The 13,245-nt window shown below is 60.8% G+C and carries 10 protein-coding genes and 1 tRNA gene; 8 read left to right on the top strand and 3 right to left on the bottom strand.

The window, feature by feature from the left end:
- Window position 1: 1 nt before the first annotated feature.
- Window positions 2–694, bottom strand: a complete 693-nt coding sequence (lipB, locus tag JJ889_RS13340) for a lipoyl(octanoyl) transferase LipB (RefSeq protein WP_291895897.1) — start codon at window positions 692–694, stop codon at window positions 2–4.
- An 82-nt stretch (window positions 695–776) separates the two neighbouring features.
- Between lipB and JJ889_RS13335 the strand changes: the two genes are divergently transcribed.
- From JJ889_RS13335 to JJ889_RS13300, 8 genes are all read left to right on the top strand, one after another.
- Window positions 777–1,025 (top strand): FliM/FliN family flagellar motor switch protein, encoded by a 249-nt coding sequence (locus tag JJ889_RS13335; protein WP_291895895.1) that lies wholly within the window; start codon window positions 777–779, stop codon window positions 1,023–1,025.
- A gap of 63 nt (window positions 1,026–1,088) precedes the next feature.
- Window positions 1,089–1,175 (top strand) — tRNA-Leu (locus JJ889_RS13330).
- Between the two features lie 729 nt (window positions 1,176–1,904).
- Window positions 1,905–2,279: a hypothetical protein gene (locus tag JJ889_RS13325; RefSeq protein ID WP_291895893.1), complete on the top strand. Its 375-nt coding sequence runs from the start codon at window positions 1,905–1,907 to the stop codon at window positions 2,277–2,279.
- A 615-nt stretch (window positions 2,280–2,894) separates the two neighbouring features.
- Window positions 2,895–4,286, top strand: a complete 1,392-nt coding sequence (gene mgtE / locus JJ889_RS13320; protein WP_291895890.1) for a magnesium transporter — start codon at window positions 2,895–2,897, stop codon at window positions 4,284–4,286.
- Window positions 4,287–4,365: 79 nt separating this feature from the next.
- Window positions 4,366–5,274, top strand: coding sequence for a kelch repeat-containing protein (locus JJ889_RS13315; RefSeq protein ID WP_291895973.1), 909 nt, complete (start codon window positions 4,366–4,368; stop codon window positions 5,272–5,274).
- 68 nt (window positions 5,275–5,342) lie between these two features.
- Entirely contained in the window at window positions 5,343–7,865 is a 2,523-nt protein-coding gene (locus JJ889_RS13310; protein WP_291895889.1) for a hypothetical protein, read from the top strand.
- A 77-nt stretch (window positions 7,866–7,942) separates the two neighbouring features.
- A complete protein-coding gene (locus JJ889_RS13305; RefSeq protein WP_366940115.1) occupies window positions 7,943–9,115 on the top strand; it encodes an isovaleryl-CoA dehydrogenase in 1,173 nt (390 codons plus the stop codon).
- A 144-nt stretch (window positions 9,116–9,259) separates the two neighbouring features.
- Window positions 9,260–9,769 carry a lysozyme inhibitor LprI family protein gene (locus JJ889_RS13300; RefSeq protein ID WP_291895886.1) on the top strand — a complete coding sequence of 170 codons (510 nt, stop codon included), beginning with the start codon at window positions 9,260–9,262 and terminating at the stop codon, window positions 9,767–9,769.
- A 3-nt stretch (window positions 9,770–9,772) separates the two neighbouring features.
- Here JJ889_RS13300 and JJ889_RS13295 read toward each other — a convergent pair whose 3' ends face one another.
- Both JJ889_RS13295 and JJ889_RS13290 read right to left on the bottom strand, forming a co-directional pair.
- Window positions 9,773–11,518: a patatin-like phospholipase family protein gene (locus tag JJ889_RS13295; RefSeq protein WP_291895883.1), complete on the bottom strand. Its 1,746-nt coding sequence runs from the start codon at window positions 11,516–11,518 to the stop codon at window positions 9,773–9,775.
- A gap of 110 nt (window positions 11,519–11,628) precedes the next feature.
- The gene (locus tag JJ889_RS13290; RefSeq protein WP_291895881.1) at window positions 11,629–13,242 is read right to left on the bottom strand and encodes an SEL1-like repeat protein; all 1,614 of its coding nucleotides are present in this window, start codon (window positions 13,240–13,242) and stop codon (window positions 11,629–11,631) included.
- Window positions 13,243–13,245: the final 3 nt, after the last annotated feature.

Below are 13,245 nucleotides of genomic sequence, written 5' to 3'. Positions count from 1 at the left end.
ATCAGGCAACGTCCTCATAGGGGCTCAGATCGGGGGCTTCGACCCGGCGGGCCGCTCCGAAAATATCGACAAAACTCAGATGGAGGGCTGTATCAAAGTCCTCCATCGTCGTTTTCAGGCCCAGATCATCCAGGCTGGTGACGCCGTAAAGCGGATTTGAGATGCCGCAGGGCGTGATTCCGCCGAAATGTGTCAGATCGGGTGCCACATTGAAGGCGATGCCGTGAAAGCTCACCCAGCGGCGCAGGCGCACGCCGATGGCGGCGATCTTGTCCTCGCGTCCCCGACCCCGATCGACCCAGACCCCGACCCGGCCCTCACGCGGACCAGCCTCGATGCCAAAGGCGGCGGCTGTGCCGATCAGCCAGTGTTCCAGGTTCTGGATAAACTTGCGCACATCCTTGTCGCGGCGCGTCAGGTCCAGCATCACATAGGCCACACGCTGGCCCGGCCCGTGATAGGTGTATTCACCCCCGCGACCGGTCTCGTAAACCGGGAATCGGTCCGGCGTCAGCAGGTCTTCCGGCTTGGAACTGGTGCCGGCCGTATAGAGCGGGTCATGTTCCAGGAGCCAGACAAGCTCCTCCGCCTCGCCACGCGCGATCGCGGCAGCCGTGTCCTCCATGAAGGCCACAGCGGCCTCATAGGGGACTTTTTCAGTGGAAATGGCCCAATTCACGGCAGGTAATGTCATATCGCGTTGTCTTAACTCTCGTGAAACCGTATCGCGCAAACATCGTGATGATTATCCGTCAGGGCAAGTCCGGGAGTGATGTGTGAGTCAGATCAGTGCTGTGGAAGTGGAAATTGCTGTCCTGTTGGGCCGGTCCAAGATGCCGATCCAGCAATTTCTGCGCATGGGCCGTGGCGCAGTCATCCCCCTCGACTCAGGTGAGGAAGAGGAAGTCTGGATCCTGGCCAATAATCATCCCATCGCCCGGGGCGAGGTTGTGATCCAGGGCGACCGCATCGCTGTGTCCATTACGGGGCCTGCAGATGCCAACGAATTCTTTGCAGCTGCATAAACTACCGCATTTTCCTCTTCACAAGCCGCGCCGTAGTTGTTATTCCCCGCGCCTCCAACACGGGCGGTCGTGGCGGAATTGGTAGACGCGCAGCGTTGAGGTCGCTGTGGGGTAAAACCCGTGGAAGTTCGAGTCTTCTCGACCGCACCATTTTCTCAAGAAAATGAATTGATGAAACCGGATGCCGGTGTGTTTGATACGAACGCACTGGGCGGGGCTGGTGTGTTTGGGGTTCGCTGTTGATTGGGGGCGGAGCTGTAGGTAGCGTCAGGCTTGGTGTAGAGGGTATGTGTGCCTGCTTTTTCCATGAGGAACAGAAATGACTATCGCGAATAGATTGTGGTTCGCTGCTCTGTTCAGCGTATTGGGGCGGAAGCGGTTTGATAGCCTAAATCTAAATGTTCGTGTGGGTGTAGGGCCGCGGTGGCAAATATTTTTTGTCCCACCGGTAGTCTTTCTGTTTTGGTGTAGCATTGTCTCGATTGTATTCGGGATCTTTAAATACTCCTACGTGATGGTTGTGCCTGTCTTTTTTGTTATCTTGTTGAATAGTGCACATATTGCACTTTTCCGGTTAAGGGCATTGGATTAGCCGCCGGAATAAATGGTGACAGGCACGCATTTCCAGCGCCAATGGCACGACGGATCTGGCCACTTATAGCTATGACGATCAGGGCCGTGTCACGCGCATCGATGCGGGCATCGGCGCCAGCAATTCCGGCCATGTCGAGTTCGGCTATGATGTCGACAGCGATCTGACCTCGCAGACTCTTCAAAAACGGGGACACGTACTAATTTCTCTGTACTAATTTCTCACTCGTTCTGCGGGGTAGCGCGCCATTAAACGGTACGTGTCCCCGTTTTCCCCCGAAGGTTCTAATGGCTGTCGATATCGAAAGTTGCTGTCGAGAACTCGTTGGGTTCCAGCTAACGTTGGTGAGGACTTGGAGCGAAACTTTCGGGCTTGATATGGTCGAAACAGCATCTCCTGGAACCGGCGAAATCATGGCCGGCAATGAAAGGTGGCGCTATCGCCGTCACGGGCTTGGCGTAGACTTTGTTCGGTTGTCAGACGGCGTTGACGTTGACATTCACGACGAGTTTGCACGACCAGAACTATTCGACCTTTGGCGGCTCGAGCTTTTTTTGGAAAGTAGGGGAGTCCTTATTCGTCAGCCATTGTTGGAGGGCTTGGTGATGAAGATTTCCGGGGTCGAACGCATAGGGCGCCACTACTTCTTCACCTGCGAGTAGCTCCGGTCCGGATGCCGGTGTGTTCGTAGCGGACGCACTGGGCGGGGCTGGTTTGTTTGTGTGGTTGAGCGAGGTTCTGAGAATGACTAACGGGAGCTTGGTTTCCAGATGAAATCCCGTCGAAAAGTTTACTGTGTCGGCGCTTCGCAGACTGTGAATGAGCAGTGGATGTTAAGCTTGCACGATCCTGATATGGCGGGGCTGCAGGTCCTGAATCGCGATATTCAAAACCTTGAGCTTTTATCCGTGGGTGGCGACCGACTCGGGTTCGTCCGGTACGAATTCCCATATCGAAGTGATATGGAAAACTACATCGTGTCTTTCTCCTCAGTCGGATCGGGGGCGAACCTTCTATGGTACGCTTGCGATTATCATGGGGTTGAATACCGGATCGAGGATGATTTCCGCCGCGCGGTCCCGACTGGCAGGCGTCACAAATAGCTGAGGAATTTGTCCTCGATGGCGCTCGAAACACTCGCGCGGCGAGGTTGTTGGGGCCCAATGCAGAAAACAGGGGCACACCCCCATTCTCCCACTCGCCACGAATCGCGCCACCGCCTAGGCTGCGCGCAACATCACTGAAACCCGTCATATCGAGACCGCAAGGAGAGCCCCATGAGCGATGCCGCTTTTGAAGACGAACTCCTTGCCGACACGTCCGGCCGTGTGAACACCGATCCGGAATTTGTCGCGGAACTGGTCGAGGCGATCCTGAATGGCGATGCGGACCTCGTTCGCCGCCTGCTGACGCCGCTGCACGAAGCCGATATCGCTGACGTTATTGAACAGCTCTCCTCGTCCAAGCAGGAGGCGCTGGCCGAGCTGACGCCGGATATCCTTACCGGTGATGTGCTGGCCGAGCTGGAGCCGGATACGCGCGAAGCGGTGATGGAGCATCTTGATGCCTCTCACCTGGCCGCCGCGATCTCCGATCTGGACAGTGATGACGCCACCGAGGTTCTTGAAGAGCTTGACGAGGATGTGCGTGAAGCCGTCCTGGCCGAAGTTCCCGATGCGGATCGCGAGGCCGTCGAACAGAGCCTGGCCTTTGACGAGGAGACGGCCGGTCGCCTGATGCAGCGCGAATTTGTGGCAGCACCGGACTTCTGGACGGTGGGCCATGCGCTGGACCATATGCGCGACAGTCGCGGCGAGATGCCGGACAAGTTCTTTGACCTGTTTGTGGTCGATGCCGGTTTTCGCCCCGTGGGCGAGATCCCGGTCTGTCGCCTGCTGGGCGCGCCGCGTGACCTTCAACTCACCGAGATCATGGAAAAGCCGCGCATTCTCGTCGCGCCGGAAACCGACCAGGAAGAGGTCGCCTATGTCTTCCACAAATACCACCTGGTCTCGACGCCGGTGGTGGACGGGGCCGGGCGGCTGACCGGCATGCTGACGCTGGATGATATCGTCGATGTCATCCAGGAAGAGAACAAGGAAGACATGCTGGCCCTGGCCGGTGTGAATGATGCGGGCCTGTCCGACACGGTCGTCCAGTCCGTGCGCTCGCGCGCGCCCTGGCTGCTGGTCAATCTGGCCACGGCCATCCTGGCTTCCGGCGTGATCGCGATGTTCCAGGGCGCCATCGATGCCTATGTCGCCCTGGCCGTGCTGATGCCGATCGTGGCCTCCATGGGCGGCAATGCCGGCACGCAATCGCTCGCCGTCGCCGTTCGAGCCATCGCCGAGCGCGATCTGACGGCGGCCAACTCGCTGCGGGTGATCTGGCGGGAGCTGGCCACGGGCACGCTCAACGGTCTTATTTTCGCCGTCGTGATGGGCTTGGTGACCATGCTCTGGTTCCAGGACTTGCAGCTAGCCGGCGTGATCGCGCTGGCCATGGTGCTCAATCTCGCCTGTGCGGGGTTGTCCGGCATTCTGATTCCCCTGGGGCTTGTGCGCGCCGGTGCAGACCCGGCCGTTGCCTCCTCTGTATTTGTGACCACGGTGACCGATGTGGTGGGATTTCTTGCATTCCTGGGGTTGGCGAGCCTCCTGCTTCTGTGATGAAATCCCTCCAGCTGGGGAGCTAAGGGTGGTGAAAACAGTGCGACACAGAGTGCTTTCGCTTGCGTGTTTGTTGGCGGTGACTGGTCCTGCAGCCCATGCTGACGGGGAATGGCAAGCCGCTGCGCGTCTCGATGCGCCCCGGGCGGGCCTGTCCGTGGTCGTGCTGGATGGCCGGCTTTATGCCGCTGGCGGTGCGGGTCTGACCGACCCGCGCGCCGAGTTTGAATCCTATGACACCGAGATCGACCGCTGGATGCCGGAGCAATCGCTGCCGCGCGGGCTGGAACGTTTCGGCATGTCGGTCGCGGATGGCCGTATCTATGCCGCTGGCGGTTATGCCGCGGGCGAAATGGGTGTCGGACCCAGCGCTGCGATGTGGTCCTGGTCGCCGGAACATGCCGTCTGGCAGAGCGAGGCGGCCATGCCCGCTGCCAAGGCGGACTTCACCCTGACCGAGGTCGGCGGCTTGCTCTACGCCATCGGCGGCAGCCGTGATGATGGCGAGTTTTACGTGTTCGATCCGGAGAGCCGGGAGTGGGAGAACGGCGAGGTGCCCGAGGGCGTGACCCGGGCAGCTGCTGCTGCGGTCGCGATTGATGACGAGATCCTGATTGTCGGCGGGTTTTACGCCGGCGCACCGACCGCGCGCTCTGACTTCTTCAACCCGGCGACAGGTGAGTGGCGCGAGGGACCAGCCTTGCCGGCGCCGCGCTCCGGTGTCGCGATTGCCTATGATGGCGAGCGTGTTCATGTCTTTGGTGGCCAGGGCGGCGAGGGCAATACCACGCTGGACGAACACCTGGTCTGGACGCCCGGCGAGAGCGGCTGGGAAAGCGCCGAGGGCCTGCCATCGCCGCGCACGAATGCGGCCGCAGCAAACCTGAATGACGGAATTTATATTGTCGGTGGCGGCAGTGGCGGCGGGTTTTTTGCGCCCTTCACCGCGCTTGATGTCACCGATGTTTACCTGCAGGGCGAAGGCTGAACCTCAAGGCGGCTTCGGACTTGCAATAGGGGGTAGGACCCCTGTGTGCCGTGTCAGAATTGAACAAGATGAAACCGCAACTGAAATCTTCCGCCGCCGCGCGCGCCCTGATCAAGCGCTTCGAACCGTTCAACGGAACCGCGATTATTGGTGATGATGGTCACTGGGTTGTCGGCTACGGTCACAAGGCGGCCGCCAAGCCTGGCACGACAGTCACGCCGGAAGAGGCCGACCTGCTGCTCATCTATGATGTGCTCAACGCGGAAACCGCCATTGATGATGTGGTCAACACGCCGCTGAAAATGCCGCAGCGCGACGCGCTCGTCTCATTTGTGCACGATATCGGCGGCGATGCGTTCAAACGCTCTGACGTCGCGCGTTATCTGTTCGAAGGTCGGGCCATGGCGGCCGGCGAGGCGCTGGCGATCTATGGCGACAATCACCCCGATCGCCGTGAGGCTGAGAACGCGCTCTTCATGACGGCCTTTGCGCCGCCTGCTTCCAGGCGCGGCGAGGAACGCGAACAGTCCACGGTCGAGCTGGTCATCAAGGTCGAGCATCCCGAGGACATCGCCGCAGACACGCCGGTCGAACCGGCCCTGGCGGAGGCTGCAGCTGCACCTGCGCCCGCCGACACACCGCCGCCGCCCTCTGCGCGTGACCTGGCTGCACGCCGCGCTGCCGAGGACGAGATCTCCCGTATTCTGGTCGCTGTTGGTGAAATGCCGCTCGAGGCCTTGCAGGCACCTGTGGAGGACACACCGCCCGCACCGCCTGTCCAGGTGCCTGAGGCGCGTGAGTTGACGGCGGCGCCTGCGCCGGAGGCAAGGCCGGAAGTGACACCGGACGCGACAGCTGAGCCAGCTGAGGAAATCGTCGCTTCCATCGATCTCTTGCAGGAGCGCGCAGAGCCGACACCAGCGGGCGCGGCAGATGATCTCGAGGCGGAAGCCGCTGACGTCGATGCCGCTGAGGTCGCTGACGAAGCTGTGGCCGAAGCTGATACCGCTGTTCAAGACGAGCAGTCCGTGGACACACCGGATGACGCTGCCGCCGAGACGGCGCAGGCTGAAACGCCGGATACTGTTGCACAGGTCAGTGACGAGGATGAAGTCGTCGATACGGCTGAACCGCAAGCGCCTGCGACGCCGGAAAATTACAACCGTGCCGACGAGGTTTCTGTCCGTACTGCGCCCCGTCACCAGCCGCGCTCTGTCTTTGATGGCTATCACAGCTCGCCGCTCGCGGCGCTGATGCCGGAAGGGCCGGTGCGTCACGTGCCTCCAAGCGAGACCCGCTCACCGGCGACGACTGAACAGCAGGCGCAGGTCGAGGACGCTCCCGAAGTGGAACCGGCTTCTGACGCACCATCATCCGACACCAGCATCCCGCTGAGCGATGTCCAGTCCGCGGTTGATACCAACCCGGTTGATGAAGCGGTGCACGCCTACGACGTGCCGGCTGATCTGTCCGAGCGGGCGGACAGCGGAACGGCATCTGACCCGGCGGCGGCCCAGGTGATCGCGCGCATGTCGCAGGAAATCGCTGCCGCACAGGTCGAACCCCGCGAGGAACATCGTGGTCGAGCCAGTGTGCAGATGTATGATGAAAGCCTGCCGGCAGGCACGACGCTGGGCTTTGTCATTGCTGGCGAACTCGCGGCACATTTCGATGAAGACGCCGCTGACGTCTCCGAAGCTGAGGTTATTGCTGCCGATGTTGCACTCGATGATGACGTCGCAGACGCAGATCCGGCTGTTGAAGCTGAATTTGCCCGCCTCGCCGAGGTGATGAGCGAGGACGACGCCGCGCCGGTCGCGACTGAGGCTGAAGAACCCGCTGCTGAAGCCATCGCCGAGGAGACTGGCGAGGCTGAGCTCGCTGCTGTTGTCGAAACGGGCGACCCGGTCGCAGATGAAGCCGAGGAAAGCGAAGCCGCTGAGGCCGAAGTGCCTCTGGCGGAGATGGTCGAGGACGTTGCCGCGGAAGAGGCAAACGTCTCTGAAGAGCTGGCTGTCGAGGACGCTCCGTCGGTTACGGAAGCCCAGGCTGCCGACGAGGCTTCTGTGGAGGATGCTGCGGACGAGCAGGACACAATCGTCGCACAGGTGCATGATGTCGTGGAGCAGGCGATCGCGGTCGCTGGCCAGGACGCACCGCCGCCACATCCGGCTTTCGAGGCTGCAACGGCCTCCGGTGCCGTGGGCGAGGTCGGCGCGGATGCCAGCCTCACCCGGGAAGCCGTGCACGTCGAGGATGAGCTTGTTGATACCGGCGAGATCGAGGCGCTGGAGGATGATTTCTCCCCGTCCGACCTGGCGGGCGAGGATGATCTCTACACCGATACCCGGACGATCGAGCCGCATAAGGATCGCAGTGCGGGCTGGTTCATCCTGGTTCTGCTGGCGGGTCTGGCCCTGTCTGTTTACGGCGGTCTCTTCACCTATATGGAATGGGATCGGGTCTGGGGCGCGCGGGAGCTGACCTCGGGCGCATGGGCACTGATCGCCGGTAGCTTCTTTTCTGTCATGGCACTCTGGCAGCTCCTTTCCATCTGGATGGAGAAGCGGAAAGAAAAAGCTCCGATTTAGCGCTAACGCGGCAACTCTTTCCTCCAGCAGCTTTCTTGTCGCTTGACCCGTGCTGCGCGCGTGATACATCGCGCGGCATGATACCGAACCAATATCCCTCCCTCGACTTCAACCTCGGTGAGACTGCGGACATGATCCGCGACACCGTTCGTTCCTTTGCAGCCGACGAAATCGCGCCGCGTGCGGCCGAAATCGACGAGAGCGATGTCTTCCCGCCGGACCTCTGGCAGAAAATGGGTGAGCTCGGCCTTCTGGGCATCACCGTGTCGGAAGAAGACGGCGGCTCGGGCCTTGGATATCTGGAACATGTCATCGCCATGGAAGAAATCAGCCGGGCCTCGGCCTCGGTTGGTCTGTCCTATGGTGCGCATTCCAATCTCTGCGTGAATCAGATCCGTCGCTGGGCGACACCCGAGCAAAAGGCGAAATACCTGCCCAAGCTGATGTCCGGTGAGCATGTCGGTGCGCTGGCCATGTCCGAGCCGGGCGCCGGTTCCGATGTTGTCGGCATGCGTCTGAAGGCGGAAAAGCGCGGCGATCGCTATGTGCTCAACGGCTCGAAAATGTGGATCACCAACGCGCCGGCTGCGGATACGCTGGTGGTTTATGCCAAGACGGATATGGACGCCCATTCCCGTGGCATCACGGCCTTCCTGATCGAGAAGGATTTCAAGGGCTTCTCTGTCGCCCAGAAACTCGACAAGCTGGGCATGCGCGGTTCGGAAACCGGTGAGCTGGTGTTTGAAGATTGCGAAGTGCCGGAAGAAAACATCATGGGCCCGCTCAATGAGGGCGTGAAAGTCCTGATGTCCGGCCTCGACTACGAGCGCGCAGTCCTGGCGTCCGGCCCGGTGGGTATCATGCAGTCCTGCATGGATGTTGTGATGCCGTATATCCGGGAGCGTCAGCAATTCGGCAAATCCATTGGCGAGTTTCAGCTGGTCCAGGGCAAGGTCGCTGACATGTATGTGCGCATGAATGCCACGCGCGCCTATGTCTATGCTGTCGCCCAGGCGTGTGACCGCGGCGAGACCACCCGCAAGGACGCTGCAGGTGCCATTCTCTACGCTGCTGAAAACGCAACACAAATGGCGCTGGACGCGATCCAGCTGCTGGGTGGCAATGGCTATATCAATGAATACCCGACCGGCCGTTTGCTGCGTGACGCCAAACTTTATGAGATCGGCGCCGGCACATCGGAAATCCGCCGCTGGCTGATCGGCCGCGAACTGTTTGGCGAAACCGCCTGACCGGAACCATATTTCCACGTGACAAGGCCCGGTTTTCCGGGCCTTTTCTTTTGCTGCGATAGGTGCTTTCACATTCGACAATCGTCTGATGACGGGCGTTCGGGGCTTGGCTATCCTTGCGCTTGTCCAGTTCGGGAGAATGACATGTTCCGCCAATCCATCACCGCCGTGGTCGGCCTGACGCTTGTCGCCGCCTGTGCTTCTGCGCAAAAAACGTCGACAGCAGGTCAGATGGATATCTTGTCTGCCCAGGACACGCTGGAGGTCTGCCTCAACCGCTCCACGGATGCAGGGATGGCCGAGCAACAGACCTGTATCGGTGAATACTCCCAGGCCTGCATGACACACCGCCCGGATGGCGAGACCACGCTGGGCATGGTGCGTTGTTCAACCGAGGAAGGTGATGCCTGGGATGTTGTGCTCAATGCCAGCTATATCGGCCTGCGCCAGCGTTATGAGGGCACGTCTGTGGCCGAAGGCCTGCGTGATGCCCAGCGCGCCTGGATCGAATTCCGTGATGCAGATTGCCGGGCCGAGGCGGCTGTTTTTGAGGGCGGAACCATCGCCCAGGTCATTCACGCCGGTTGTCAGATGGACCATACGGCCCGGCGGGCACTTGTCCTGCGCGCACGGCTGCAGGAACCGGCGTACTAGCGCCTACATCATCGGAAGCGGCAGGTGGAGTTTGCGGCGCATGCTCTCGGAGATGCCCGCCAGCATGCCCTGGGCGGCTTCGTAACCGGCCTCCACGGATTCCTCGTAGCGGTCCCAGTCGCGCATATCCACACGGGTCTCCGGCAGGATGAGCAGATCCGCGGCGCTGCGCCCGACATCCCGGTGATCGGCAACGCCCACAGTCGCGGCCCGCATCAGCAATGAGGCGATCGGGGGCGGGGATTTCAGGCCGTTATCCTTGACCCAGCCGAGGAAGCTCGGCGGATCGATGAAATCGGCCGGGTTGAGGCCCTGGGCACGGGTGACATCAGCGCCCACGACGGCGCCGCGATGGAACGCGCGCATCTGCTGGGCGGGGAAATTTGTGAACACGGCACCATCCACCAGGATCTGGCCATTGTGTACGACCGGCGGCAACAGGCCCGGAATGGCGATGGAGGCGCGCAGCGCGTCACGCAAACGTCCTTCCCGGTGCACATAGGGGCGTCCATTGGCCAGGTTTGAGGACAGGCAGAAGAAGGGACGTTTGAGATCGGCGATCTCGACGTCTCCGAAATGATGTTTCAGCCGCGCATCGACCTTTTCACCCTTGACCAGTGAGACAACAGGCAGGGCCCAGTCATCGAGCGGGTGACTGTCGACAAAGGCTTCGCGCACACGTTCTTCCAGCTCGGTGTCGCTCCACTCCAGGCCGACACCTGCCGCGATTATGGCGCCCATAGAAGCGCCACCGACAAAATCGATCGGCATGCCAGCTTCACGCAGGGCCCGAATGACACCGATGTGCGCATAGGCACGGGCGCCGCCGCCGGACACGATCAGGCCGACAGATTTTCCGGCAATCGTACGGGCCAGCCGGTCTGCGTCAGCGCGGGCGTGATCCTGGCGCCAGTGGAAGAGGCGCGCTGCCTCGGCGGCCTCGATCCATTCCTGCGGGCGAGCTGCCTGTCGGATGCCGCCCAGGTGCAGCAGAACCACATCGAGCAGTTTCAGCTTGGCTGCGGGCGAGGGGTCATCGGGCAGGAGCGGGCTCGAAGGCCGTGCATCTGCCCTTGCAAACACCCACATCCGGTCGGCCCGGCCCATGGCGCGGCGCGCCCAGGTCTGGTTGGCCAGTCTGGCCGTCAGAAGCACGATGTCGTGTTCCGCCTCGATGGCGTCGAGCTTTTGACCGCTCCAGTCGGAACAATCCTCGTCACCGATGAAACAGCTCAGCCCCAGTCGTCTCAGCGCGTCGCGTAATTCATTGGCGCGATACTCCAGATCAATCGTCGGCGAGGTCGAAACCATCGCGAAAACCTTGGGCTCTGATCCGGTCGAGCGGTCCGAACCGCGCAGCCGCGCCAGCATCATGCGGGCAAGCTCGCGCATCAGACTGGCATGTTTGCGGGTCAGGCGTTCGAAACTGGCCTTGGGCAGGCGCACAAGCTCACTGTCGCGCAGGGCGTAGACGCTGGCACTGTGCGGGGTCTCGTCCAGCAGGGACATTTCACCCACGGGCTCACCGGCGCGGATATAGCCGATCAGGTCCGGTCGTCCCAACGCACCGTTTCTGAAGGCCGCCAGAGCGCCCGAACGCACCAGATAGAAGGCGTCCGCGTCATCGCCCTCGCGAAACAGCATCTGCCCGGCCGGCAGGCAGAACCATTCAACCTCGTGCTCGACCGCGTCCAGCGCAGTCTTCTCGACACGATTGAGGAAGGGCAGGAATGAGAGGTTCAGAGGCATGAATCCCGCGAAGCAATTGATTGCACGCCAACATTAGGCCGGTTCGCGAGATGGGAGAAGGGGGAAGGGAAGTGAGACAAGCCCGCTCGTTCTAAATACTGTTGGGGGCGCTACCCGCCGATCTCTGACAATCTTTTCTGGCAGAGGTCGATAATGTCGAAATCGTCTGTGCTCGAGCCCGCTTTCCGGTAGAAGTTTGCCGCCTTCCTCTTATCTTTCTTCAACCCGCCCGAGCCGTCGCGATAACAATCGCCTAGGGCGATGGCTGATGTCTCATGAAACTCACCGCTTCTGACGGCCCGCAAACGAATGGCCGTGGCCAGTGCTTTGTCTTCAACTCCAAACTCGCCCGTCCAGAAGGCTTCGGCAAACACCTCAGCATCAATGCCAAGGCTGACTTTCTTGTTTTCGAGGTCAGTGATGATCGTGACGGCCCGCTGGCCGTCTGTGCCATCTGCCGGCCCATCCAGGCAGGCCCAGGCGAGCTCGATGGATGCATCATAATCTCCCTGTGTGTGAGCTCGCTCGAGATAAAAATCCGCTTTCTCCGCATTCACCGCCATGGCGGGATGGAAGCGTTTGGACAGCCCGAACATGGAGAGGAGGCCCTGCGCGAAGGACAGGTTTTGCCCGCTCGAGCTGGGGCGGAGGGACGCTTCTTCTCCACGGTAAATCCTGACCAGGGCCCGGCTTGCCTGGGAGCTACCCGCCTCGGACGCGATTTCGAGAATTTCTCTCTGCCGGATATGATCTTCGACGCGTGTGATGTTCATTCGCATCGCGGCATTCGCGCGCTCTGCAGGATTATCCGATATCAGAGCCGTCGCCTGAGAAAACTCGGGCGCGGGCAGCCGCCGACAGCTCTCAGGTGCCTGAGCACGTTTCAAACCGTTCGTCAGCCCGGTGCGTAGGGCGCTCCACTGGCGACGCGTCAGGAGCAGGTCTTTGGGCGGTGACGTGGCGTCGGCCAGGCTCTCAAGGTGGCTCAAAAGCGCCGCCGGCCCTAGTTCGCGTGCCGTGTTGAATTCTTGCCCCAGTCGCTGCCAGATCTGGGCGTTTTTTGTCCAGTTGGCAAGCGACAACTCGAGGTCAACCAACCCAGTCGGACTGGTGGTTGGTGATTGAAGTGTCTGTATCAACAGTACGTTGGCTCGTCTTGCGAGATTGCCGACGGAGGGTGACAGCTTCAGCGCCTCTTTGAGCTCTTGTCCTGCTTGCTGTGCAGCAACGGCCCGGACCTTCTCCTCTTCAACAAGTGACGATCTCCAGGAGCGCTGGCGAAGGCGGGATTGCAAGTCGGGGACGACGGCGATCAGGTTGTCGATGAGTTTCAACCTGGCAGTCAGATGGCCAATCAGGGCCGGTTCATCGACCAGTTCTGGTGATGAGAGATCGATCGGTCGTTCTTCGAAGAGCAATTGGTGAAGCGGACCTGCGCCAACTCCTGTCTGCGAGTGCAATGATTGGGGAGTGGCCGTTGAACGGGCTTGCGATATCCGGTGCCCGACCGCGTCTACTTCGAGATCGAGATAAAGCGGATGATGGCGAGTCTGGAACTGGAAATCCGGATCTTCAAGAGCTGCCTCACTCCACAGGAAAAGACAGATTGATGCGGTGTCTTGTGGCGCGCTGACCAGGTAGCCGGCTTGGCTCAGAAGACTTTTCAGCCTTTCTGCCACCGCTTCATCATCGCGGGTGAAACAAAGATGGAGGTGGGTGGACACGGT

Source organism: Maricaulis sp., from assembly GCF_017643475.1.
Lineage (GTDB): Bacteria > Pseudomonadota > Alphaproteobacteria > Caulobacterales > Maricaulaceae > Maricaulis.
Note: the sequence above shows the minus strand (reverse complement) of the source record. Positions and strands in the feature narration are given on the sequence as shown.